Origin of the sequence: Nonomuraea sp. NPDC001636 (genome assembly GCF_040298265.1) — a bacterium.
Classification (GTDB): Bacteria; Actinomycetota; Actinomycetes; order Streptosporangiales; family Streptosporangiaceae; genus Nonomuraea.
The window spans coordinates 65,702-88,420 of record NZ_JBEOZT010000014.1; the positions used below are offsets into that span (position 1 = coordinate 65,702).

Here is a 22,719-nt window from a genome sequence, read left to right on the forward strand (position 1 = left end):
TCAGCCCGAGGCGAGCTGGCGCCCCCGGTCGCGGGCGGCCTCGATGGCGGCCAGGAAGGCGGCGCGCACGCTGTGGCGCTCCAGCTCGGCGATGGCCGCGATGGTGGTGCCGCCCGGCGAGGTGACGGCCTCCCGCAGGATCACCGGGTGCTCCCCGGAGTCGCGCAGCATCACGGCCGCGCCGACGATCGACTGGGTGACCATGTCGAGCGCGGCGGCCCGCGGCATGCCGAGCAGGATGCCCGCGTCGACCATGGCCTCGACCAGGTAGAAGAAGTAGGCGGGGCCGCTGCCGGACAGCGCGGTCGCGGCGTCCTGCTGGGACTCGGGGATGCGCAGCACCTTGCCGACCGGCTTGAGCAGGCCCTCGGTGAGCTTGAGGTGCTCCTCGCCGGCGTGCGCGCCCGCCGAGATCACGCTCATCGCCTCGTCGAACTTGATCGGCGTGTTGGACATGACCCGGACCACCGGCACCTCGACGCCGAGCCGCTGCTCGACGAACGCGGTGGTGATGCCGGCCGCCGCCGTGATGACCAGGCGGTCGGCCGGGACGTAGGGGGCGATCTCCGCCAGCAGGGTCGCCATGTCCTGGGGCTTGACGGCCAGGATCAGGGTGTCGGCCGACTTGGCCGCCTCGGCGTTGTCGACCGTGCGCACGCCGTACGTCTCGCGCAGCGCCTGCGCCCGCTCCGGACGGCGGCTGGTCGCCATGATGTCGCCCGGCTTGAACCCGGCGCGCAGCAGCCCGGACAGCAGGGCCTCGCCCATCTTGCCGGTGCCCAGAATCGCGATCATCTCGACCTCTCGAAGGGGAACGGACGCCGGCCCAGCCTACTAGCCCCGCGACAGCAGCGATCTGAGGAAGAACGCCAGGTTGCGGGGGCGTTCGGCCAGGCGGCGCATGAGGTAGGCGTACCAGTCGGCGCCGTACGGGACGTACACCCGCACCTGGCCGCCGAGCCCGGCCAGACGGCGCTGCTCGCCGGGGCGCACGCCGTACAACATCTGGTACTCGAAGCCGTTGACGTCGCGGCCGTCGAGCACGGCCAGGGTGGAGGCGATCTGGATCATCCTGGGGTCGTGCGTGGCGATCATGGGGTAGCCGGTGCCCGCCATGAGGATCTTGAGGCAGCGGACGAACGAGCGGTCGACGTCGGCCGGCCTGCTGTAGGCGCCGGGGGCGGTGTAGGCGCCCTTGCAGAGCCGTACACGGGCGCCGGCCAGCTTCTCGCAGCGTTCGAGCGCGTCGGGCAGGTACGCCTGGACCACGATCCCGACGTCGGGGTGCTCCTTGCGCAGGGTGGCGTGCACGAAGTGCAGGCCGCCGATCGTGTCGTGCTCCTCGGCGTCGAGCGTGACCGTGATGCCGCGGGCGGCCGCCGCCTCGCAGATGGTGGCCGCGTTGTCGAGCGCGACCTGCTCCGACAGCCGCAGCCCGAGCGCGGTCAGCTTGACCGAGGCGTCGCCGCCCGGCGGCAGCCGGTCGAGCAGCGCCAGGTACTCGCGCACGGCCGCCTCGGCCTGTCTCCTGTCGGTCACCTCTTCGCCCAGGTGGTCGACCGTCACGAGCAGGCCCTCGTGGGCCAGCTCGCGGATGACCTCGCCGACGTCGTCGGCGACGTATCGCTTGACCACGTCCCTGGTCAGCGGCGATGTGGTGATGACGCGTTCGGCGCGTTCGCTCTTGGAGACGGCGAGCATTGCCTGACGGAGCACGTGACCCACACTAACCGCCCACTTCCCGGGTATATCGCTGAACCGCGGACCTGCCCTTTTCGTCTTAGGGATATGCGCACAATGACGACAGCGACTCTTCTCGCCGGTTCTCTGGTGCTCGCGACGGGTTGTGCCACATCGCCGCCGGCCGCCCGTCCGCTGCCGCAGACGCCCGCCGAGCACGTCGTGACACCGGTCACCACCGCCCCCAGCAAGGCCCCCGAGCCGGTCAAGCCCACCGGCGACGCCATCAACGTGCACAAGGTCCGCTGGACCAAGGCCACGGCCGTCGCACGCGGCAAGCAGGTCAGGCTCACCTGGTGGTCGGGTGTGGAGCCGTGCACCGTGCTGGACAAGGTCACGGTCAAGGAGACCGCCAAGAAGGTCACCATCACCCTGTACGAGGGCACGTCCCCGAAGGCCGAGAACGTCTCCTGCATCATGCTGGCCGTGGAGAAGACCACGACCGTCAAGCTCAAGCACGCCCTCGGCAAGCGCAAGCTCGTGGACGGCGCGAAGCCCTAGCGGCCGAGGCGCCGGCAGCCCTCGGGAACGGCCGGACGCGCGTCGCTCCAGCCGTTCCCCGGCAGGTACGTCACGGCGACCGGCACGTCCCACAAGGCCCTGGCCTTGTGGGCGGACGTGGCCAGCGGCTCGCTGGTGCCCTGGTCGAGGACCAGCACGTCGGACGCCAGGTCCGCGAAGAAGCGCCACGACTCCGGCTGGGTGCGCACCTCCAGCCCCGGCCTGCCTTCCGGGTCGCGGACGACGCCGCGCACGTCGGTGGTGGGCAGGGCCGCGAGGAGCCGGAGCACGGTGGCCCGCTGGCCGGGCCGCAGCGGCAGGGTCAGCAGCTGGCCGAGGCCGTACGGCAGGAACTGCTCGAACGACCGCTCGGAGCCCAGCTCGCGGTTGCGGGCGTGCAGCGCGCGCAGCTTCTCCTCCCCGGCGGGCAGGGCCGCGACGTCCTCCAGCGTCACCGTGGCGTCCATGAGGGCCTTGGATCTCGGCGAAGTGCAGGTCGAACAGGTCCGCCCCGCGGTCCGGTGGAACCACCAAGCGCCCGCCCCCGTTACGCGTGTTGTGGAGAATCACGGTGGTTGTTGCCCGATTGCCGGGAATGCTGTCACGCTCAGCGGGGTTGAGTCGGGTAGGCTCAAGTCGTTTGACAAAGACGACACGAATCCGTAGCTTGAGTCCAACCGACTCAACTTTGACTACAAGGACGTACTCATGGCACGTGCGGTAGGTATCGACCTTGGGACGACCAACTCCGTCGTCTCGATCCTCGAGGGCGGTGAGCCCACCGTCATCGCCAACGCGCAGGGCTCGCGGACCACGCCGTCCGTGGTCGCCTTCGCGAAGAACGGCGAGGTCCTGGTGGGCGAGGTCGCCAAGCGGCAGGCCGTCACCAACGTTGACCGGACGATCCGCTCGGTCAAGCGCGAGATGGGCACCAACTGGTCCCAGGAGATCGACGGCAAGAAGTTCTCCCCCCAGCAGATCAGCGCCTTCGTGCTGCAGAAGCTGAAGCAGGACGCCGAGGCGTACCTGGGCGAGAAGATCACCGACGCGGTGGTCACCGTCCCGGCCTACTTCAACGACGCCCAGCGCCAGGCCACCAAGGAGGCCGGCACGGTCGCGGGCCTCAACGTCCTGCGCATCATCAACGAGCCGACCGCCGCGGCCCTCGCCTACGGGCTCGACAAGGAGCAGGACCAGACGATCCTGGTCTTCGACCTCGGCGGCGGCACCTTCGACGTCTCGCTGCTCGACGTCGGCCAGGAGGACGGCCACGGCTTCGTCGAGGTCAAGGCCACCTCCGGCGACAACCACCTCGGTGGCGACGACTGGGACCAGCGCGTCGTCGACGAGCTGGTCAAGCGCTTCCAGAACGCCCACGGCGTCGACCTCGCCAAGGACAAGATGGCCCTCCAGCGCCTGCGTGAGGCCGCGGAGAAGGCCAAGATCGAGCTGTCCAGCCAGGCCGAGACCAACATCAACCTGCCCTACATCACCGCCTCCTCCGAGGGCCCGCTGCACCTCGACGAGAAGCTGACCAGGGCCGAGTTCCAGCGCCTGACGGCCGACCTGCTCGAGCGCACCAAGGGCCCGTTCCACCAGGTCATCAAGGACGCCGGCATCAAGGTCTCCGACATCGCGCACGTGGTGCTCGTCGGCGGCTCGACCCGCATGCCCGCCGTCACCGAGCTCGTCCGCGAGCTGACCGGCGGCAAGGAGCCCAACAAGGGCGTCAACCCCGACGAGGTCGTCGCCATCGGCGCCGCTCTCCAGGCCGGCGTGCTCAAGGGTGAGGTCAAGGACGTCCTCCTGCTCGACGTGACCCCGCTGTCGCTGGGCATCGAGACCAAGGGCGGCATCTTCACCAAGATCATCGAGCGCAACACGACGATCCCGACCAAGCGCTCGGAGGTCTTCACCACGGCCGAGGACAACCAGCCGTCGGTGCAGATCCAGGTCTACCAGGGCGAGCGCGAGATCGCCTCGTACAACAAGAAGCTGGCCACCTTCGAGCTGACCGGCATCGCCCCGGCGCCGCGCGGCATCCCGCAGATCGAGGTCACCTTCGACATCGACGCCAACGGCATCGTCAACGTCTCCGCCAAGGACCTGGGCACGGGCAAGGAGCAGACGATGACCATCACCGGCGGCTCCGCGCTGCCGAAGGACGACATCGAGCGCATGATGCGCGAGGCCGAGTCGTACGCCGAGGAGGACAAGAAGCGCCGCGAGGAGGCCGAGGTCCGCAACAACGCGGACGGTCTGGCCTACCAGACGGAGAAGTTCCTCCGCGAGAACGACGACAAGGTCCCCGGCGACATCAAGACCGAGGTCAACGACGCCCTGGCGGAGCTGAAGAAGGCTCTTGAGGGCACCGACACCGACGTCATCCGCACCTCCGCGGAGAAGCTCGCCACGGTCAGCCAGAAGATGGGCTCGGCCATCTACGCCGCCGGCCAGGGCCAGCAGGCCGGCCCCGAGGGCGCTCCGCAGGACGCCACCGCCGGTCAGGGCGCCAAGGCCGACGACGACGTGGTCGAGGCCGAGATCGTCGACGAAGACCAGCCGAAGAAGGACCAGTGATGCCGGCGCGCGACAACGGGCACGAGGAGCCGGTGATCCGCGACAAGCGCAAGATCGACCCGGAGACGGGCGAGGTTCGGGAGACCTCGGGCGAGCAGCCCGAGGCGCCCGCCGAGCAGGCGCCGGCGGCGGCCCACGACGGTGAGCTGGCGGCCCAGCTCGCCGAGCGGACCGCCGACCTCCAGCGCCTCCAGGCGGAGTACACGAACTACCGCAGAAGGGTCGAGCGCGACAGGGTCGCGGTCCGCGAGCAGGCCGTCGCCGGCGCGCTGACCGAGCTCCTCCCTGTGCTCGACGACATCGGACGGGCCCGTGACCACGGCGAGCTGACCGGTGGCTTCGCGAAGGTGGCGGAGTCGCTGGAGTCGGTGCTCACCAAGCTGGGCCTCAGCGCCTACGGCCAGAAGGGCGACCCGTTCGACCCGACGGTCCACGAGGCGCTGATGCACAGCTACTCGCCCGACGTGACCGAGCCCACCGCGATCGAGGTGCTCCAGCCCGGTTACCGGATGGGCGAGCGGGTGCTGCGCCCGGCGCGGGTGGCGGTGGCCGAGCCCGAGGACGCTCCTGCGGCGTCCAATGACGACGAAGCAAACTGACAAAAGGACGAAGGGCCGTAGATGAGCACCAAGGACTACCTGGAAAAGGACTACTACGCCGTCCTTGGTGTGCCCAAGACCGCCACCGCCGATGAGATCAAGAAGGCGTACCGGAAGCTGGCCAGGCAGTACCACCCGGACACCAACCAGGGCGACGCCGCCAAGGAGACCAAGTTCAAGGAGGTCTCGGAGGCGTACGACATCCTGTCCGACGGCAAGCGCCGCAAGGAGTACGACGAGGCGCGCACGCTGTTCGGGTCCGGGGTGGGCGGACAGCGCCCCGGCGGTGGCGGTTTCCCGTTCGACTTCGGCGACCTGTTCGGCGGCACCGCCGGCCAGCAGGGCGGGGGCGCCGGTGAGCGGCTCGGCGACCTGTTCGGCGGGCTGTTCAACCGCGGTGGGGCGGGGGGCTCCACCCGCACGACGAGCGCCACCAGACCGCGCCGCGGCCAGGACGTCGAGTCCGAGGTCACGCTCGCGTTCACCGAGGCCGTCGAGGGCACCACGGTCTCGCTCAGGCTGACCAGCTCGGCCGCCTGCACCGCGTGCAGCGGCACCGGCGCCAAGGCGGGCACGACCCCCCGGGTCTGCCCCACCTGCGAGGGCACCGGCGCGGCCAGCCGCAACCTGGGCAACTTCGCCTTCTCCGAGCCCTGCCGCGACTGCAAGGGCCGCGGGCTGCTCGTGGACGACCCCTGCCCCGTGTGCGAGGGCAACGGCCGGGCCAAGAGCACCCGCACGATCCAGGCCAGGATCCCCGCCGGCGTGGCCGACGGGCAGCGGGTCAAGCTCAAGGGCAAGGGCGCGCCGGGCGAGAACGGCGGCCCCGCCGGCGACCTCTACATCCTGACGCACGTCAAGCCGCACCCCGTGTTCGGCCGGACGGGCGACAACCTGACGATCACGGTTCCCGTGACGTTCTCGGAGGCCGCGCTGGGCGCCGAGATCAAGGTGCCGATCCTCAAGGGCATGCCGGTGACCCTGCGCGTCCCGGCGGGCACGCCCAACGGCCGCACGTTCCGCGTGCGGGGCAGGGGCGTCACCCGCAAGGACGGCACCAAGGGTGACCTGCTCGCCAGCGTCGAGGTGCTCGTGCCGAAGACGCTCGACGACAAGTCGCGCGAGCTCCTCACCGAGTTCAACACCGCGACCGCGGGCGACGACCCGCGCGCCGATCTCATTCAGCGAGCCAGAAGCGAGTAGCCGATGGACGCCAACTATTTCGACCTGTCCGACGACACGCCTGTTTATGTGATCTCGGTGGCCGCGCAGCTCTCCGGGCTCCATCCGCAGACGCTGCGCCAGTACGACCGGCTCGGCCTGGTCAGCCCGGGCCGCACCGCCGGGCGCGGCCGCCTCTACTCCACAAGAGACATCATCCAGCTCCGCGAGGTCCAGCGGCTCTCCCAGGAGGAGGGCATCAACCTCGCGGGCATCAAGCGGATCCTCGAACTCGAGAACGAAGCTCTGCGGCTGCGTGAGGAGGTTCACCGCCTGCGCGCCGAGATGCGGATGGTCCGGGCGCTGATCCGCTACGAGCTGCCACCGGGGGCCTAGGTTATGGACTACAAGCTCACCCAGAAGAGCCAGGAAGCTCTCTCGGGTGCCATGCGGCGCGCCGCCGCCGAGGGCAACCCGGAGATCTCTCCGGCCCATCTGCTCTCCACGCTGCTCTCCCAGACGGGCGGCACGGCCGTGCCGCTGCTCGAAGCGGTCGGCGCCGACTGGCGCACGCTGCGGGCGCGCGTCGAGGAGCAGCTCGCGGCGCTGCCGAAGGCTCAGGGCGCGACAGTGGGTGCGCCGTCGAGCTCGCGGCAGCTGCTCACCGTCATGAACACCGCCGCCCAGCACGCCAACCGCCTCGAAGACCTCTATGTCTCGACCGAGCACCTGCTCGTCGGCCTGGCGGCCGACGGCGGCCCGATGGCCGAGCTGCTCAAGTCGCAGGGCGCGACCCCGCAGGCGCTGCTCGACGCCTTCGAGAAGGTACGCGGCCACGCCCGCGTCACCAGCGAGACGCCCGAGGACACCTACCAGGCGCTGGAGAAGTACGGCGTCGACCTGACCGAGCGGGCCCGCGGCGGCGGCCTCGACCCGGTGATCGGCCGCGACTCGGAGATCCGCCGCGTGGTCCAGGTGCTCAGCCGCCGCACCAAGAACAACCCGGTGCTGATCGGCGAGCCCGGCGTCGGCAAGACCGCCGTCGTCGAGGGCCTGGCCCAGCGCATCGTGGCCGGCGACGTGCCCGAGTCGCTGCGCAACAAGCGACTGATCTCGCTCGACCTGGGCGCGATGGTGGCCGGCGCGAAGTACCGCGGCGAGTTCGAGGAGCGTCTCAAGGCCGTCCTCTCCGAGATCAAGGAGAGCAACGGGCAGATCGTGACGTTCATCGACGAGCTGCACACCGTCGTCGGCGCGGGGGCCGCCGAGGGCGCCATGGACGCCGGCAACATGCTCAAGCCCATGCTGGCCCGCGGCGAGCTGCGCATGATCGGCGCGACCACGCTCGACGAATACCGCGAGCGCATCGAGAAGGACCCCGCGCTGGAGCGCCGCTTCCAGCAGGTCTACGTGGGCGAACCCACGGTCGAGGACACGATCGCGATCCTGCGCGGGCTCAAGGGCCGCTACGAGGCCCACCACCAGGTGCAGATCGCCGACGGCGCGCTGGTCGCCGCCGCCGCCCTGTCCGACCGCTACATCACCAACCGCTTCCTCCCCGACAAGGCCATCGACCTGGTCGACGAGGCCGCCTCGCGGCTGCGCATGGAGATCGACTCCCGTCCGGTGGAGATCGACCAGCTCCAGCGGAGCGTCGACCGCATGAAGATGGAGGAGTTGGCCCTGACGAAGGAGACCGACGAGGCGTCGGTCCAGCGGCTCGACCGCCTGCGCCAGGAGCTGGCCGACCGCCAGGAGGAGCTCAACGCCCTCGTCGGCCGCTGGGAGCACGAGAAGGCCGGGCTCAACAAGGTCGGCGAGCTGAAGAAGCAGCTCGACGAGGCCAGGGGCGCGGCCGAGCGGGCCCAGCGCGACGGCGACTTCGAGGCCGCCTCCCGGCTCATGTACGCCGAGGTGCCCCGCCTGGAGCAGGCCCTCCAGGCCGCCTCCGACGCCGCGCCGCCGGACAACGCCATGGTCAAGGAGGAGGTCGGCGCCGACGACATCGCCGAGGTCATCTCCTCCTGGACGGGCATCCCCGCCGGCCGCCTGCTGGAGGCCGAGACGGCCAAACTGCTGCGCATGGAGGAGGAGCTGGGCCGGCGGCTCATCGGCCAGCAGCAGGCCGTACAGGCCGTCTCCGACGCCGTGCGGCGCAGCCGGGCCGGCATCGCCGACCCCGACCGTCCCACGGGCTCGTTCCTGTTCCTCGGGCCCACCGGTGTGGGCAAGACCGAGCTGGCCAAGGCGCTGGCGGAGTTCCTGTTCGACGACGAGCGGGCGATGACCCGCATCGACATGAGCGAATACTCCGAGAAGCACAGCGTGGCCAGGCTCGTCGGCGCGCCTCCCGGCTACGTCGGCTACGAGGAGGGCGGCCAGCTCACCGAGGCCGTCCGGCGGCGGCCGTACACGGTGGTGCTGCTGGACGAGGTGGAGAAGGCCCACCCGGAGGTGTTCGACATCCTCCTCCAGGTGCTCGACGACGGACGGCTGACCGACGGCCAGGGCCGTACGGTCGACTTCCGCAACACGATCCTGATCCTGACCTCCAACATCGGCTCGCAGTTCCTGGTCGATCCGAAGCTGGAGAACGACGCCAAGCGCGAGGCCGTCATGGGGGCGGTGCGCGGCTCGTTCAAGCCGGAGTTCCTCAACCGGCTCGACGACGTCATCCTCTTCGACGCGCTCGGCTCCGAGGAGCTGGCCCAGATCGTCGACCTCCAGGTCGACCGCCTGGCCCAGCGGCTGGCCGACCGCCGCCTGACGCTGGAGGTCAGCCCGGCCGCCCGCGAATGGCTCTCGCTGACCGGCTACGACCCCCTGTACGGCGCCCGCCCGCTGCGCCGCCTGGTCCAGTCGGCCATCGGCGACAAGCTGGCCAAGGCCGTGCTGTCCGGCGAGATCGCCGACGGCGACAAGGTCAGGGTGGAGCTCGGCGACGACGAGCTGCTCATCCAGCGCGGCTGAGGCGGTGCCGTCGAGCCCGGAGATCCCCGCGGATCTCCGGGCTCCGGCATGTCATGCCAGGGTCATGTCCCGTCGCCGCGGGGTAAGGTTCCCGCCACCCTTCGGACAAGCCGCACGCGACCGGCCGGGCACGTGGCTAGCTTCGGCGTTCGTCAGATCACCGATTCCGATCAGAGGGACGTGCGGTGTCATCTCGTAAGATCCGAAGCATCCTCACGGTGGCCGTTCTGACCGTGGGCGTCACCTGGCCGGTCGCCGGTCCTTCGGTGGCCGACACCTGCCGGCCGCCTTCCGAGGCGGTCGCCTCGTACTGCGACGGCCACGCCAAGCTCCAGCTCAACGAGGGCAGGACGAACGGCCATCGGGTCGTCACCGAGGAGGTCGGCAAGCTGGCCATGGCCGCCGGTGACATGGCCAGGCGGCTCGGCCTGACGGGTCTGGCCGCCGCCAGGTCCGCCATGGGCCCGCTGGCCGACCTCGGCGGCGTCGGGGCGACGTGGGGCATGCCCTCGCTGAACAGCGCCTCGCCCGCGCTGTTCCCCGCGTCCGCCGGCAACAGCGGGATGCGTGATCTGGCCACGACGCTGCAGGTGCCCGCGCTGCCCGCCCTCCCCGCGCTGCCGCAGACGCCCGTCGCGGCCCGGGTGCCGGCCGAGATGACGCTCGGCGAGAAGCCGACCGCCCCCGCCTCGGCCCGCGCCGCGAAGTCGCCGGACCGGGCGCGGCAGCCGGTGCGGGAGGTCGGCGGCGATCTGATCTCGAACCTGCTGCCCAGGGCCGTGGAGAGCATCGAGGGCGCGTCGACGCTGCCCGGCGGCTACCCCGCGATCGACGGCTTCAGCCGTCTGCTGCCCGCTCTCGACCTGCACTGAGCCAATGTGTCCGGGCGCGGGTCGTGCCTGCCGCGCCCGGCTTCCCCAACCGGAGGGGCCGTGGCCGCGCACTGTCGCGGCCCCTCCGGCCCGGCTTCGCGGGCACGCGACAAGCCGGGCCCCGCGCGGGGGCCCGCCGGCCGGCCCCCGCGACTAGGAGACGAGCTCGTCGAGCTCGTCCTCCGGAAGGCCGAGGTCGACCCTGATCCGGTATCGCGTCCGCAGCAGCGCCACCTGCTCGGGGTCGCCCTCCTCGCAGCCCAGCACGGCCTGGGTGGCCCATTCGAGGCCGCCCCGCAGATCGCCGTAGGCGACCAGGGTCTCCGCGATGGTGTGGGCGGTCGCCGTGGAGACGTCGCCCTCCGCGCGGATGGTCTCGATGAGCTCCCGGGCCTCGTCGGGCCGTTCGAGCTCGAAGAGGGTGTCGGCGATGCCCGCGCGCGGGTCGAAGCCCGCGTCGCCGCCGTCCTCCACGGCGCGCTGGAAACACTCCATCGCGCGTGCGGGCTGGCCCGCCGCTCGCCACTCCTCGGCGGCGAGGACGAGGATGGACGCCCTGGAGACGTCGCCGGACGAATAACCGAGCGCGACGTCGTAAAGCCGACTGGCCAAGGAACTGTGGTCGTCGGCCAGCAGGGCCTGCTCCAGCAGACGATCAAGGTGCTCTCGGGTCACATGCGCCACACCCGCGAGACTACCGAGCCGCCAGGCGGTTTGCCCGGTCAATGCGCATCGCCGGTCACAGGCAAATTCGGCAACGTCTCGTCCAAGGCTGGTCACGCTGCGCGTGTATGTGCAGGTCAGTGGGCATATACGGCATGCTTTGCGGTACGCGGGCGGAGGGGGCTGTAATGGGCATGTCCAGGCAGATGACCTTCACGCTGGCTTGCGCCGTCGTCCTCTCGGCTCTCGGGCCCGGCGTGGCCGGGTATCTGTCGGCCCGGCTGGAGGCGATCCGGACGGCCGAACGCAACCTGCACGCGTTGCAGGCCAGGCTCGACGTCCGGCAGGCCCGGGACGTCCGGCCGGTGTCGTTCCCCCTGCCCTGCCTGCGTACGCCGGTGACGCCGCGCATCCAGCAGGTGCCCGAGGCCCGGCAGCGGGCCGCGCCCGGCGGCCGGCGGCCGGTCATCGCCGGCACGGCCCGGTGATCCGGCCGGCGACCACGGACCGCACGGCCCGGGCGAGCCCGAGCGCGACGCGGACCGGCCCACGCCTGTGGCGGGGGTCGAAGGGGGGCACTGCGCTTGAAGGCGGACGGCGGGAGATCGTACATCTTCACCTCAGGAAGACCCGTGACGGACAGTGACGATCGCTCGTCGCTGTCATGCCCGGATCCCGGTCAGCGTCCCACCTCGCCCTCGGTCAGCACGTGCGGCGACCACGACTTGAGCTGACGCGACAGGAACCCTCGCATCAGGTGCTTGGCGGCGTCGATGATGTCGGGCGCGCCGGCGGGGTCGCGCCGGAAGGCCAGCTTGAGCACCGCGTCGCCGGCCTCGACCGCGACCAGCACGGCCAGGTCGAGCGGCTCGCTGTCGGCCAGCCCGAACTCCTTGAGCAGCAGGCCGCGCAGCCTGCCCGCGATGACCGTGTTGTTCTCGGAGTCGGAGTCGAGCAGGTTGAGGTCGACGACGTCGCCGAAGTGCAGGCTCCGGAAGCCGGGGACCGTGCGGTGCATGTCGACGTACTCGTCGATGATCGCGTCGACGGCCTCCCACCAGCCGCGGTACTCCTCCTCCATGAACCGCAGCCCCACCCGCGCCACGAACTGCTCGACGTTGCGCCGGGTGAGCTCCTGGGTGATGGCTCGCTTGTCGGGGAAGAACTGGTAGACCGAACCGATCGCGACGCCTGCCCGCTCGGCTATGCGGGTGGTGGACAGGGCCTCGTAGCCGGTCTCGTCGAGGAGTTCGGCGCAGGCGTCGAGCATGCGCTCGACGCGCCGGGCGCTGCGGCGTTGGGCCGGCTGCCGCCGGAGAGCTTCGGGGTGGACGCAGTCATCATCCATTTGCGGCGAAGACACGGATTCATCTTCTCTCGTCTGCACGATCGTTACCTACTCATTTGCGGGATTTCTCGGATGACTGCCTGCCGCGTCGCCCGCGGCGAAATCCACGGGCCGGCATAACCGAATTTCCGTACTGGTCGGCGCACCGGATCCGGCCCTGCCCGCGGCCCGCGGCCCAGCGCGGACGGCCGGGGATGCGGCCCTGGATGACACCCCACCGATGATATGTTCGACAAAATGTTCCCGCCGGCGACCGTCATATTGTTCAGCACAATGCCCGGCACACTATATTGCGAGACGATATTTCGCGAATAATTCTCAATTTGCGCGATATCCGCGAAGCCGGGCCGGGCCGGAGGCGTCGTCCTCGCGCGGCGGCGCCCGTCGTGCCCCCTTCTCCGCTGAGCCGCCCTCCACGTGCGTGACGAACCCGGCGATCAGCCCGGCGACCGCCGCGGGGTGGCTGCGCTGCATCCAGTGGCCGGCCTCGATCGTGCGGCGCCACGGCCGGTCGGCCCACCGGGCGGTCGCCGCCAGCAGCGCCGGGGTGACGAACGGGTCCCTGCGGGCCTCGACGAGCTGCACCGGCACCCGCACGACCTCGGGCCCGGCGTCCCGCCGCGCGCCGAACATGTTGCGCCGGTAGAGCTCCAGCCCGTTGCGCGCGTCCCTGGCCAGGGTGTGCGCCGGATGCCCCGGCCGCGGCCCGACGCCGTCGGTGCGCCGCAGCGTGCGGGCCAGGACGCGCGGCACGACCGTGCGCCAGGCCAGCTCGGGCAGCACCGGCAGCTGGAACGCGCCGATGTACCAGGAACGGGCGAGCTGCCCGAGCACGTCGCGCCGCCCGCCGTGCCGCATGAAGTGGGACACCTGCCGCAGCCCCGGCCCGCCGAGGCTGGTGAAGGAGGCCAGGCGGTCGCGCAGGCCGGGCGTGACGGCGGCCTCCCAGCCCTGCAGCGAGCCCCAGTCGTGGCCGACGAGGTGGACGCGCGGTTTTCCGACGGCCCCGATCACGGCGGCCAGGTCGGCCATCAGGTGGTCGAAGGCGTAGTGCCGGCGGTCGCGCGGCGCGGTGGAGGCGCCGGCGCCGCGCACGTCGTACCTGACCAGGTGGAAGCGGTCGCGCAGGAGGGCGGCGACCTCGTCCCAGACGCGGTGGGTGTCCGGGTAGCCGTGCAGCAGCAGGATCGTGGGCGCCGCGGGGGCGCCCTCCTCGAAGACCGCCAGCCGCACCCCGCCGGACTCGACCTGCCGCATGGCGACCTCCTATTGGACGAACTGTCCAGAGGATAGATCGATCATGGCCGCGCGGCCAGCCCCGAGCACGCGCGCAGCGCCTTCCAGTCGCTGACGGCCTGGGTCCTGGCCGGGCCCGTCATGGGGATCGGGATGCCGCCCTGGATCGTGGCCGGGGTCCACTGGTCCTTGAGCACCTTGCGGCCGTTGATCGTCAGCGTCAGCACGCCCGTCCTGCCCGTGGTGCCCGGGGTGGAGTTGTAGAAGACGAAGTTGCCCATGCCGTAGCTGACGTAGGCGTTGTCCAGGTATCCGGCGCCGAGCAGGATGTGCGCGTGCCCGCCGACCACGACGTCGGCGCCCGCCGCAACCAGTTTGGGGGCGAGCGAGCGCTGGGCCTCGTTGGGGCACTTCTGCATCTCGGTGCCCCAGTGCAGGTGCACGATGACGGTGTCGGAGGTCTTGCGCGCCTGCCGTACGGCCTTCAGCAGGCTCGCCTCGTCCTTGGCCGAGGCCAGTCCGCCTTTGTCGGCCGTGGCCGTCCACGACTGGATGAACTCGGCGTCGAGCACCTGCGTGGCGCCGATGATCGCCACCCGGTTGCCGTTCACCGTCTTGCGGAAGGGTCTGTAGGCCTGTGCGGCGTTCGCCCCGATGCCCACGATCGGGAACTTGCTGCGCTTGATGGCCGCCAGCGAGTCGGCCAGGCCGCTCTCCATGTAGTCCATGCCGTGGTTGTTGGCCATGGAGGCGACGTCCACCCCGGCCGCCTTGAGCGCGTTGAACGCGGTCGCCGGCGCGCGGAAGGTGAACTGCTTGCCGGGCGCGGGCGTCCCGGCCGTGGTGATGGCGGTCTCCAGGTTGACCATCGTCAGGTCGGCCTTGCGCAGCACGTTCGCGATGGGCCCGAGTGCGGTGCCCGGGTTGGCGAGCCGGCCGCGCAGCATGCCCTCGAAGTGCACGTCGCCGCCGAAGGAGATGGTGAACGGCCGGCGCGCGGGCTTCGGCTTCGAGCTCGGCGACTCGGCCGCCTGCTGCTCGACCTTCTTGCTCTGCGGCTCTTTGTCAGGTGCCGACGAGCATGCCGCGAGGGAGGCGGCGACGACCAGCACCGGTAGGACACGGGGGAGTCTCATCTACCGCCATTTCCGCTCGATCCAGACTTTTACGGATCGAGCATTCTATGGGCGGCAGATTAGGACTTGGTACCCATCAACCAGGTCAAAGCGGACCTGGTGGCGTCGTCCTTGGGGCTGTAGACGATCAGCCGCGTCTCGGGGGTGGCGGAGACGTTCAGGCTGGTCGTGCTGAAGCGGAGGTCACCGGCGAGCTCGTGCTTGAAGACCTTCACGCGGGGGCCCGGCTCGGCCACGTCCTGCCTGGCCCACATGCGGGCGAACTCGGCGCTCTCCGCGCTCAGCCGCCGCACGAAGTCCTGCCAGCAGGGGTCGTCGGCGTGCCGGCTGTAGGCGCCTCTGAAGACCGCGACCGCGCGCGGCAGCTCCGACTCGCGGTTGACGAGGGTGGTCGCGGCCCGCGTGTTGACGAACGTCTGCCACAACGAGTTCCGCTCGCCGTCCGGGGCCCCGACGACGTGCGGGAACAAGGTGGCGTAGGCCGCGTTCCAGGCCAGCAGGTCCGAACGGCTGTTGGTGACGGACGCGGGCATGTCGCCGAGCTGGTCGAGGATGCCCTGCATCTCGGGCGGCATGCGGCTGGCGTCGGCGACGGCGGGGGCCTCGGCCTGGCCGGTGAGCCGGTAGAGGTGCTGGCGCTCGGCGTTGTCCAGCATGAGCGTACGGGCGACGGCGTCGATCACCTGGCCGCTGACGTTGATCGGCCGGCCCTGCTCCAGCCACGTGTACCAGGTGACGCCCACCCCGGCGAGCTGGGCGACCTCCTCGCGGCGCAGCCCCGGCGTACGCCTGCGGGGGCCCGGCGCGAGGTTCACCATCTCGGGAGTGATGCGCGCCCGGCGGGTCCGGAGGAACGCCGCCAGATCCGTACGTCTTGCCTCGGTCACGGTCACACCTCCACTATGGGGGCATCCGCGCACACTTATCCAGGTGCCGCCAATACCAGTATAAAGGGACTCTCGTTACTGGTATCGGATTCGCAGAATAATGAAACACATGACCGAATCCGCCACTGTCACCACTCCTGTCCAGGTCACCCCACCGGACAGGGCCAAGGCCAGCGGTCTGCTCCTCGCAGTGATCCTCGTCGGGCAGTTCCTGGCCATCCTCAACGTCAACATCGTCAACGTGGCCACCCCGACCATCGAGGCGGACCTGCACTCCTCCGGCGCGGGGCTGCAGATGATCGTCGCCGGTTACACCATTGTCTATGCCGTCCTCTTGATCACCGGCGCCCGGATCGGCGACCTCTTCGGTTATCGCAACGCCTTCCTCGGCGGTCTGGCCGTGTTCACCGTCACCACGCTCGGCGCCGGACTCGCGCCCTCGACGGGCTGGCTGATCGGCTTCCGCCTCGCCCAGGGCGCCGGCGCGGCCATGATGATGCCGCAGGTGCTGACCCTGATCCAGCGCAACTACCAGGGCGCCGCCCGCGGACGGGCGATCGGGCTCTGGTCACTGGTGATCAGCGGCGGCATCGTCGTGGGCCAGGCGCTCGGCGGCATCCTGCTCGGCTTCGGCGCCGGCTGGCGGGTGGTGTTCCTGGTGCTCGTGCCGGTCGGGGCGGTGCTGCTCGGCATCGGGTTCCGCGCCCTGCCCGCCGACGAGGGCGGCGGCAGGACCGGGCTCGACCCGTGGGGCCTGGTGACCCTGTCGGCGGCCGTGCTGCTGTTCGTGGTGCCGCTGGTGCTCGGACGTGACCTGGGCTGGCCCGTCTGGGGCTGGGTGTCGATGGGGCTCAGTGTCGTGATGTTCGTGGCGTTCGTCCGGGTCGAGCGCTGGGTGACCGGCCGGGGCGGGCGTCCGCTGGTGGACGCCAAGGTGCTGGCCTCGCCGGGCATGCGTCCCGGCCTGGCGATCCTGCTGTTCGGCCCGGCGACGTGGGGCGCGTTCCTGTTCACCTCGGCCCTGCACCTCCAGGGCGACCTGCACCTCTCCCCGCTCGGCTCGGGCATGATGCTGGTGCCGTGCGCGCTCGCCTTCGGCGTCGTCGGCCTGCTGTGGCCGCGGCTGCCCGCGGGGCTGCAGCGCCCGCTCGTCCCGGTCGGCTACGTGGTGGCCGCGCCCGCCTACCTCGGCCTCGGCCTCGCCGCCGACGGCGGCGTCCTGTACGCCGTCATGAGCGCCCTCATCGGCGCCGGGCTCGGCGTGCAGGTGGCGGTGACCAACATGGCGACCGAGCAGGTGGACGGCGCGTACGCGGCGGACGCGAGCGGCGCGCTGCTCACCGTGATGCAGCTCGGCCAGGTCATCGGCGTCTCGACCGTGGGCACCCTGTTCATCTCGCTGAGCCAGGGCCACGGCACCGTCTCGGCCTCCCTCATGGCCGCCGTCGCGATGGCCGGCCTGGCCGTATTGGCGGGCCTGAGCAGCCTCTTCCTGATCCGCCGCCGCTGACGTGCCGGCCGGCGACGATCGCTCCCACCCGGTCGCCGACATCGCCGGCCTTGCCTTCACTGGGCGCGGGCCCTTCGTCACCATGGAGGCATGGCATCCCGATCTCCGCGGCGGTCGCCCCTGCTGACCCTCCTCCTGGCAGCAGTCGCCTGCCTCATCGCGATGACGATGGGCTCGCCGCTCCTCCTCAAGCTGCTGGTGCCGGAAGATGCGCGGTGGCAGCAGCTCAGCGCGGTCGGCGAGACCTATGGAGCCGCGTCGGCGATCCTGTCCGCCTTCGCGCTCGTCGCCATCGGCTTCTCGCTGTTCCTGCAGGCCAAGGAGATGCGGCTGTCACGCTCGGCCGCCAACCGCGCCCACCACCTCCAGCTCATGCAGCTCCAGATGACCCATCCGGTGTTGCGGCGCGGGTTGGGGCTGCCGGACAACGGCCTCGACCCGCGTCTGCACATTTACCTCAACCTCGTCATGTCGCATTGGGAGGCGGCTTTTGTGCTCGGCGAGATGTCCGAGCGCGTGCTCATCGCGCATGCCCGCAACGAGTTCTTCTCCACCTCGGCAGGCGGGCGCTTCTGGGAGAGCACACGTGACTACCGACGCGCGACCGCGGACGACAAAGCCGCCCTGCGATTCGTCGACGCGATCGACGACGCCTGGCGGCAGAGCAGGACATCAGGGCCGGATCACTTGCTCGTCGGCCCCGCTCGTCCTGCCGCGCTGAACGCTGCGGCGGCGGCTGGGGGCCGGATCTGGGACAACTTACGAGGCGGGACGAGCCGGCGCACTCGGACCGGTCCTCGTCATGGGCGGCCCTGAAGGTTGTGTCGCCAACTCGTCAGGGCCGCTTGCTCACCCGGCGGCGGAGGCCAGGGTCTGCAGGTCGAACTCGCCGTCACGCACCCCTGCGGTGAAGGCGGCCCATTCGGACGGCGTGAAGACGAGCACGGGGCCGTCCTCAACCTTGCTGTCCCGCAGGGCGACGTTACCGTCTGCCAGAGGGGCGACCTCGACACAAGCGGTCGCTCCATTGCAGAAGGTGCTCTTCCGCCAGTTCGGGATCGTAGTGGTGTGCATTTTCTCCCCAAAAGGTATAGGCAGGGCCCCATTGCCCGCCTACTGGGACCGCGCGTTCTAGCGCCGCCACAACATGGCTTTGCGTTGGATGAGTACGCGGGATTCGTCCTCGTCGAGTGCCTCTGCCCACATGTGGTCAAAAGCGTTCTCATAGCCGGCGACTCGTTCGAGGTCCTCTACGAAGTGAGCAGTGTACAAGTGCTCCAAATAGACGACATCGTCGAAACCGGTGAACTTCAGGTGAATGAACGCCCCGGTATTGACCGGATGGAGCGAGTCCAGCGGCAACACCCGGACGTTGACGTGCGGCAACAGGGAGACCTCGATGAGGTGTTCCATCTGCTCCCGCATGACCGAGGGCTCCCCGAAGCGCCGCATCAGCACCGCTTCGTCGAGCACCACGTTGAGGCGGCAGGGATCGGGCCGGTGCAGAACCCGTTGCTGACGGTCGAGGCGGGCCTCGACGCGACTGCGCACGCCGCTGTGCGTGATCCGGACGATTCCGCGCGCGGAGAGGATGACCTCTCGCGCGTAGTCCTCGGTCTGGAGGAGACCGGACACCAACTGGGGTTCCCAGTTGCGCTGAACCGTCGCCTCCGCCTCCAGCCCGAGAAGCCTGATGTACTCCTCGGGAAGGGAGTCTTCATAATCTTCCCACCACCCACGCTGCTCCGCATCTCGCAGGAGGCCGAAGAGTTCGTCAAGTCTGTCGCCGTCGAGGCTGTAGAGCTCGCCCAACGCCTTGATGTCGGCGGCGCTGGGCATGGTCTTCGCGGCTTCGATGCGGCTGACCTTGCTGGCCGACCAGCCGAGCTCGCGCGCCGCCCGGGCCCCGGTGAACTTCCGTCGTTCGCGAAGGAGGCGCAACTCCTGGCCTAGGCGGAGCCTGCGCACTGTCGGACTGCCCTGCTGCGATGGCACCGTCCACTCTCCTTGTCGGGAATGAAGGTGTGGCGGGAACGGATCGTTTGGCAACCCGGTTTGTGGGCCGTTCACTCAATCTTACACTGCAACTTGCACGAACTCTGCCGCATGGGGTTGCCCGAAGGCTTTCACGGAGAGAGCGTGGGAGCAAGACAAGGCTTCACGTAGGTATAGAGGTCAGGGTGAGGATTTACGGCCGTCCTGGACGTCTCATGTGCGCATGACAGAATGCGTGCAAGTTGCACGGCAACTAGAACGGCAATCTGCGAAGAAACTTAATTCTTCCCTTGCTCGATGTATTGCAGCATCATCCAACGCGGAGGACGATCGAGCCAGGAGGGTTCTCGTCCGACGAGGGGAGGCCGGGATGCCGAAACGGCCCCGCCCGTCGGGCTCTCCGCTCACGATCGGGCGCCCGCGCGAGGGCCGCCTCACCGGCAACGGAGCCGTCCCGGATACGAATGTCCAGCCAAGGGAGGCCGCTTGCCGGAAGGACCGTCCCATCGCCTGAAAAGCGTGTCGCTCATCGGAGCACGAAGAAAGTGCCGGGCCGAGACCGGATCCGCGTTCGCCGCATATGGGCTGCCACCCTGCGGCGGGACGGGACCCGATCTGCGACCCGGCGAAGAAGCCACCTCTGGAAATGCCGCGAAAGGGGTCTTCTATGTACTCACAAGGTACCAAGGGGCTCGGCCGAATCAAGTCCCGGATCCGGGATCTGGTCGCATGGACGGACCGCGAGATCTGCATGGAGCCGGACGAGTTCGCCATCTACCGGGGCTGGACGGTCACCAGGACGGGCTTCGGCGCCCGCGCCTACCGCGACCCGCGCTTCGACCAGCTCACGGTGGCGTCACGGGTGCCCGAGGAGGTGTCCTGACGTGTCGAGGAACCCGCGCAACCAGACCTACCCGGCCGTCGAGGACCTCCCGGGCGCGGGCGGCGGGGGCCCGCTGACGCGGATCTGGCGCGTCCGCAGCGAGCTCATGGTGCTCGGGGCGCTGGGGCTGCTGGTCCTGGCCGGAGACGACCATGCACACCCGGTCGGGACGGATCCCGCTGGTGCTCTGGATCACCCCGTCGGAACGCCTGTACGGCCGCTCCTGGACGCCGCTGCGGTCCGACTTTGAGGAGCCGCACGATCCGCGCACGCCGCTGGCGTTGCCGCAGGTCGTCCGATGACCTAGGGAAAGCGGGACATCTCCCTAGGAACGGCCCCGGGGACCGCGGGGGCTCCCGGGGCTTCCCCATGCGGACGGGACGGGCCAAGATGAGTTCACCTGGCGAACTCAGGAGTCGCGATGACCTCGACCGTCCACCGCACCTGTCCCCTCTGCGAGGCCGTCTGCGGCCTGACGATCACCCTCGACGACGGCGGCCACGTCACCGGCGTCCGCGGCGACCGGGACGACCCGTTCAGCAAGGGGTTCATCTGCCCCAAGGGCGCGAGCCTGGGCCGCCTCGACGAGGACCCCGACCGCCTGCGCAAGCCGCTGATCCGCGAGGGCGACCAGTGGCGCGAGGCGAGCTGGGAGGAGGCGTTCGAGGCCGTCCGGCGGGGCCTGGCCCGCGTCACCGAGCGGTACGGACGCCGGTCGGTGGCGGTCTACCTGGGCAACCCGAACGCCCACACGATGGCCGGCGGCCTCTACGCCGGGCCGCTGGTCAAGGCGCTCGGCACCCGGAACGTCTTCACCGCCGCCACCGCCGACCAGATGCCCAAGCACGTCGCCAGCGGCCTGATGTTCGGCCACCCGCTGGCCGTCCCGGTCCCCGACCTGGACCGGACCGACTTCCTGCTGATGCTGGGCGCCAACCCGCTGGAGTCGAACGGCTCGCTGTGCACCGCCCCCGACTTCTCCGGCCGGCTCAAGGCCCTGCGCCGGCGCGGCGGCAGGCTCGTCGTGGTGGACCCGCGCCGGACCAGGACGGCGGCGCTGGCCGACGAGCACGTCTTCGTCCGGCCGGGCTCGGACGCGTACCTGCTGTTCGGGATCGTGCACACGCTGTTCGCCGAGGACCTGGCCAGGCCGTGGCACGAGGTCAACGGGCTGGCCGAGGTGCGCGAGGCGGCCAAGCACTTCCCGCCGGAGGCGGTCTCCCGGCGTACCGGCGTGCCGGCCGCGACGATCGTCCGGCTGGCCAGGGAGCTGGCCGGCGCGCGGACGGCGGCCGTGTACGCCCGGATGGGCACCTGCACGGCCGAGTTCGGCACCCTGGCCCAGTGGCTCGTGGACGTGCTCAACGTGCTCACCGGCAACCTCGACCGGCCCGGCGGGGCCATGTTCCCCAAGCCTGCCACCGAGTTCGGGGCGCGGCGGCGGCCGTACGCGGTGGGCCGGTGGCGCAGCCGGGTGCGGGGGCTGCCCGAGTCCAACGGCGAGCTGCCGGTGGCCACGCTGGCCGACGAGATCGAGACGCCGGGCGAGGGCCAGGTCAGGATGCTGGTCACGGTCGCGGGCAACCCGGTGTTGTCCGCGCCGCACGGCGACCGGCTGGAGGCGGCCTTCGCCGGGCTCGACTTCATGGTGAGCGTCGACCCGTACCTGAACGAGACCACCCGGCACGCGCACGTGATCCTGCCGCCGCCGCGCGTGCTGCAGTCCGGCCACTACGACTTCGCGCTGCTCGGGTTCGCCGTACGCAACTACGCCCGGTACTCGCGGCCCGCGCTGCCGCTGGACGGACGTCCCAGCGAGGCCCGGATCCTGGCCAGGCTGGCCGTGATCGCGTCCGGCCTGGAAGGGACGGGAGGTCCGGACGGGCCGGAAGCCGACCTGGACGAGTTCCTGATCGGCGAGATGCTGCGCAAGGCCGTGCAGACGCCCGGCTCCGGCGTCGAGGGACACGACGTGGCCGCGCTGCGGGCCGCGCTGGAGGGCGAGACGGGCGCCGAGCGCAGGCTGGACCTCATGCTCAGGCTCGGCCCGTACGGCGAGTGGGCCGGCAAGGGCGACCTGTCGCTGCGCAAGCTGCTCGACCACCCGCACGGCCTGGACCTCGGCCCGCTGGAGCCCCGGCTGCCCGAGGTGCTGAAGACCGCCTCCGGCGTGATCGAGCTGGCCCCGCCGCAGCTCGTCGAGGACGTCGAGCGCCTGCTCGACGGGCTGGGGGCGGAGCCGCCGGACATCGTGCTGATCGGGCGGCGGCACCTGCGCTCCAACAACAGCTGGCTGCACAACGTGGGCCCGCTGGTCGGCGGCACCAACACCTGCACGCTGCAGATCAACCCCGCCGACGTGGCCAGGCTGGGCCTGGCCGGCCAGGCCGTGGTCACCTCGGCCACCGGAAGTCTCACGGTGACGCTGGAGCCCACCGAGACGATCATGCCGGGCGTGGTGAGCCTGCCGCACGGCTGGGGGCACGCGGGCAGCACGCAGCAGGTGGCGGCCCAACACGCCGGTGTCAACACGAACGTGCTGACGGACGAATCCGCCCTGGATATCCCAAGTGGTAACGCAGTGTTCAACGGAGTTCCGGTCACGATTTCACCAACCGGGGTGATCACCGCACATTAG

22 protein-coding genes and 1 pseudogene are annotated in these 22,719 nt (G+C 70.4%); 13 read left to right on the forward strand and 10 right to left on the reverse strand.

Annotated features, from left to right (window positions below):
- On the reverse strand, window positions 1-795 hold the full coding sequence (gene proC / locus ABT158_RS25360) for a pyrroline-5-carboxylate reductase (RefSeq protein WP_352357328.1): 795 nt from the start codon (window positions 793-795) through the stop codon (window positions 1-3).
- A 39-nt stretch (window positions 796-834) separates the two neighbouring features.
- Window positions 835-1,716, reverse strand: coding sequence for a proline dehydrogenase family protein (locus ABT158_RS25365; RefSeq protein WP_352357330.1), 882 nt, complete (start codon window positions 1,714-1,716; stop codon window positions 835-837).
- Between the two features lie 81 nt (window positions 1,717-1,797).
- Here ABT158_RS25365 and ABT158_RS25370 point away from each other — a divergent pair, with 81 nt between their 5' ends.
- The gene (locus ABT158_RS25370; RefSeq protein ID WP_352357332.1) at window positions 1,798-2,241 is read left to right on the forward strand and encodes a hypothetical protein; all 444 of its coding nucleotides are present in this window, start codon (window positions 1,798-1,800) and stop codon (window positions 2,239-2,241) included.
- Here the strand turns inward: ABT158_RS25370 and ABT158_RS25375 are convergent.
- On the reverse strand, window positions 2,238-2,708 hold the full coding sequence (locus ABT158_RS25375; protein WP_352357334.1) for a hypothetical protein: 471 nt from the start codon (window positions 2,706-2,708) through the stop codon (window positions 2,238-2,240). The two genes, ABT158_RS25370 and ABT158_RS25375, sit on opposite strands and share 4 nt — an antisense overlap.
- Window positions 2,709-2,949: 241 nt before the next feature.
- On the opposite strand from ABT158_RS25375, the gene dnaK reads away from it, so the two are divergent.
- The 6 genes and pseudogenes from dnaK (at window position 2,950) to ABT158_RS25405 (ending at window position 10,423) form a co-directional block, all read left to right on the forward strand.
- On the forward strand, window positions 2,950-4,821 hold the full coding sequence (gene dnaK, locus ABT158_RS25380) for a molecular chaperone DnaK (protein ID WP_352357336.1): 1,872 nt from the start codon (window positions 2,950-2,952) through the stop codon (window positions 4,819-4,821).
- Window positions 4,821-5,420 carry a nucleotide exchange factor GrpE gene (grpE, locus tag ABT158_RS25385; RefSeq protein WP_352357338.1) on the forward strand — a complete coding sequence of 200 codons (600 nt, stop codon included), beginning with the start codon at window positions 4,821-4,823 and terminating at the stop codon, window positions 5,418-5,420. The genes dnaK and grpE overlap by 1 nt, the downstream gene beginning before the upstream one ends.
- Window positions 5,421-5,441: 21 nt before the next feature.
- A complete protein-coding gene (gene dnaJ / locus ABT158_RS25390) occupies window positions 5,442-6,623 on the forward strand; it encodes a molecular chaperone DnaJ (protein WP_352357340.1) in 1,182 nt (393 codons plus the stop codon).
- 3 nt (window positions 6,624-6,626) lie between these two features.
- A pseudogene (locus ABT158_RS25395) lies at window positions 6,627-6,950 on the forward strand (heat shock protein transcriptional repressor HspR); the annotation flags it as partial.
- A gap of 30 nt (window positions 6,951-6,980) precedes the next feature.
- Window positions 6,981-9,551, forward strand: a complete 2,571-nt coding sequence (gene clpB / locus ABT158_RS25400) for an ATP-dependent chaperone ClpB (protein ID WP_352357342.1) — start codon at window positions 6,981-6,983, stop codon at window positions 9,549-9,551.
- A gap of 218 nt (window positions 9,552-9,769) precedes the next feature.
- The gene (locus ABT158_RS25405; RefSeq protein WP_352357344.1) at window positions 9,770-10,423 is read left to right on the forward strand and encodes a hypothetical protein; all 654 of its coding nucleotides are present in this window, start codon (window positions 9,770-9,772) and stop codon (window positions 10,421-10,423) included.
- Window positions 10,424-10,576: 153 nt separating this feature from the next.
- Here ABT158_RS25405 and ABT158_RS25410 read toward each other — a convergent pair whose 3' ends face one another.
- On the reverse strand, window positions 10,577-11,107 hold the full coding sequence (locus tag ABT158_RS25410) for a tetratricopeptide repeat protein (protein WP_352357346.1): 531 nt from the start codon (window positions 11,105-11,107) through the stop codon (window positions 10,577-10,579).
- A gap of 173 nt (window positions 11,108-11,280) precedes the next feature.
- Here ABT158_RS25410 and ABT158_RS25415 point away from each other — a divergent pair, with 173 nt between their 5' ends.
- Window positions 11,281-11,574: a hypothetical protein gene (locus ABT158_RS25415; protein ID WP_352357348.1), complete on the forward strand. Its 294-nt coding sequence runs from the start codon at window positions 11,281-11,283 to the stop codon at window positions 11,572-11,574.
- Window positions 11,575-11,765: 191 nt separating this feature from the next.
- Here ABT158_RS25415 and ABT158_RS25420 read toward each other — a convergent pair whose 3' ends face one another.
- From ABT158_RS25420 to ABT158_RS25435, 4 genes are all read right to left on the reverse strand, one after another.
- A complete protein-coding gene (locus tag ABT158_RS25420; RefSeq protein ID WP_502911568.1) occupies window positions 11,766-12,356 on the reverse strand; it encodes a TetR/AcrR family transcriptional regulator in 591 nt (196 codons plus the stop codon).
- A gap of 396 nt (window positions 12,357-12,752) precedes the next feature.
- The gene (locus ABT158_RS25425) at window positions 12,753-13,691 is read right to left on the reverse strand and encodes an alpha/beta fold hydrolase (RefSeq protein ID WP_352357352.1); all 939 of its coding nucleotides are present in this window, start codon (window positions 13,689-13,691) and stop codon (window positions 12,753-12,755) included.
- A 41-nt stretch (window positions 13,692-13,732) separates the two neighbouring features.
- Window positions 13,733-14,806: a CapA family protein gene (locus tag ABT158_RS25430; protein ID WP_352357354.1), complete on the reverse strand. Its 1,074-nt coding sequence runs from the start codon at window positions 14,804-14,806 to the stop codon at window positions 13,733-13,735.
- Window positions 14,807-14,865: 59 nt separating this feature from the next.
- Window positions 14,866-15,693 (reverse strand): helix-turn-helix transcriptional regulator, encoded by an 828-nt coding sequence (locus ABT158_RS25435; RefSeq protein WP_352357356.1) that lies wholly within the window; start codon window positions 15,691-15,693, stop codon window positions 14,866-14,868.
- 109 nt (window positions 15,694-15,802) lie between these two features.
- On the opposite strand from ABT158_RS25435, the gene ABT158_RS25440 reads away from it, so the two are divergent.
- Window positions 15,803-17,203: an MFS transporter gene (locus ABT158_RS25440; protein ID WP_352357358.1), complete on the forward strand. Its 1,401-nt coding sequence runs from the start codon at window positions 15,803-15,805 to the stop codon at window positions 17,201-17,203.
- Between the two features lie 90 nt (window positions 17,204-17,293).
- A complete protein-coding gene (locus ABT158_RS25445) occupies window positions 17,294-18,019 on the forward strand; it encodes a DUF6082 family protein (RefSeq protein WP_352357360.1) in 726 nt (241 codons plus the stop codon).
- 33 nt (window positions 18,020-18,052) lie between these two features.
- Here the strand turns inward: ABT158_RS25445 and ABT158_RS25450 are convergent, their stop codons facing one another.
- Window positions 18,053-18,277, reverse strand: coding sequence for a DUF397 domain-containing protein (locus tag ABT158_RS25450; RefSeq protein ID WP_352357362.1), 225 nt, complete (start codon window positions 18,275-18,277; stop codon window positions 18,053-18,055).
- A gap of 57 nt (window positions 18,278-18,334) precedes the next feature.
- Complete coding sequence (locus tag ABT158_RS25455) at window positions 18,335-19,198, reverse strand: helix-turn-helix domain-containing protein (protein ID WP_352319091.1); 864 nt, start codon at window positions 19,196-19,198, stop codon at window positions 18,335-18,337.
- Between the two features lie 667 nt (window positions 19,199-19,865).
- Between ABT158_RS25455 and ABT158_RS25460 the strand changes: the two genes are divergently transcribed.
- The 3 genes from ABT158_RS25460 to ABT158_RS25470 all read left to right on the forward strand — a co-directional run bounded on the left by ABT158_RS25460 (window position 19,866) and on the right by ABT158_RS25470 (window position 22,719).
- Window positions 19,866-20,081: a hypothetical protein gene (locus ABT158_RS25460; RefSeq protein WP_352357364.1), complete on the forward strand. Its 216-nt coding sequence runs from the start codon at window positions 19,866-19,868 to the stop codon at window positions 20,079-20,081.
- Window positions 20,082-20,233: 152 nt separating this feature from the next.
- On the forward strand, window positions 20,234-20,383 hold the full coding sequence (locus ABT158_RS25465) for a hypothetical protein (RefSeq protein ID WP_352357366.1): 150 nt from the start codon (window positions 20,234-20,236) through the stop codon (window positions 20,381-20,383).
- Between the two features lie 119 nt (window positions 20,384-20,502).
- Complete coding sequence (locus tag ABT158_RS25470) at window positions 20,503-22,719, forward strand: molybdopterin-dependent oxidoreductase (RefSeq protein ID WP_352357368.1); 2,217 nt, start codon at window positions 20,503-20,505, stop codon at window positions 22,717-22,719.

What these genes read in the sequence shown, in the direction of transcription:
- proC (WP_352357328.1), bottom strand. Translation starts at nt 795, where the DNA reads ATGATCGCGATTCTGGGCACCGGCAAGATGGGCGAGGCCCTGCTGTCC.
- ABT158_RS25370 (WP_352357332.1), top strand. Translation starts at nt 1,798, where the DNA reads ATGACGACAGCGACTCTTCTCGCCGGTTCTCTGGTGCTCGCGACGGGT.
- ABT158_RS25375 (WP_352357334.1), bottom strand. Translation starts at nt 2,708, where the DNA reads ATGGACGCCACGGTGACGCTGGAGGACGTCGCGGCCCTGCCCGCCGGG.
- dnaK (WP_352357336.1), top strand. Translation starts at nt 2,950, where the DNA reads ATGGCACGTGCGGTAGGTATCGACCTTGGGACGACCAACTCCGTCGTC.
- grpE (WP_352357338.1), top strand. Translation starts at nt 4,821, where the DNA reads ATGCCGGCGCGCGACAACGGGCACGAGGAGCCGGTGATCCGCGACAAG.
- dnaJ (WP_352357340.1), top strand. Translation starts at nt 5,442, where the DNA reads ATGAGCACCAAGGACTACCTGGAAAAGGACTACTACGCCGTCCTTGGT.
- clpB (WP_352357342.1), top strand. Translation starts at nt 6,981, where the DNA reads ATGGACTACAAGCTCACCCAGAAGAGCCAGGAAGCTCTCTCGGGTGCC.
- ABT158_RS25415 (WP_352357348.1), top strand. Translation starts at nt 11,281, where the DNA reads ATGTCCAGGCAGATGACCTTCACGCTGGCTTGCGCCGTCGTCCTCTCG.
- ABT158_RS25420 (WP_502911568.1), bottom strand. Translation starts at nt 12,356, where the DNA reads ATGCTCGACGCCTGCGCCGAACTCCTCGACGAGACCGGCTACGAGGCC.
- ABT158_RS25425 (WP_352357352.1), bottom strand. Translation starts at nt 13,691, where the DNA reads ATGCGGCAGGTCGAGTCCGGCGGGGTGCGGCTGGCGGTCTTCGAGGAG.
- ABT158_RS25430 (WP_352357354.1), bottom strand. Translation starts at nt 14,806, where the DNA reads ATGAGACTCCCCCGTGTCCTACCGGTGCTGGTCGTCGCCGCCTCCCTC.
- ABT158_RS25440 (WP_352357358.1), top strand. Translation starts at nt 15,803, where the DNA reads ATGACCGAATCCGCCACTGTCACCACTCCTGTCCAGGTCACCCCACCG.
- ABT158_RS25445 (WP_352357360.1), top strand. Translation starts at nt 17,294, where the DNA reads ATGGCATCCCGATCTCCGCGGCGGTCGCCCCTGCTGACCCTCCTCCTG.
- ABT158_RS25450 (WP_352357362.1), bottom strand. Translation starts at nt 18,277, where the DNA reads ATGCACACCACTACGATCCCGAACTGGCGGAAGAGCACCTTCTGCAAT.
- ABT158_RS25460 (WP_352357364.1), top strand. Translation starts at nt 19,866, where the DNA reads ATGTACTCACAAGGTACCAAGGGGCTCGGCCGAATCAAGTCCCGGATC.
- ABT158_RS25465 (WP_352357366.1), top strand. Translation starts at nt 20,234, where the DNA reads ATGCACACCCGGTCGGGACGGATCCCGCTGGTGCTCTGGATCACCCCG.
- ABT158_RS25470 (WP_352357368.1), top strand. Translation starts at nt 20,503, where the DNA reads ATGACCTCGACCGTCCACCGCACCTGTCCCCTCTGCGAGGCCGTCTGC.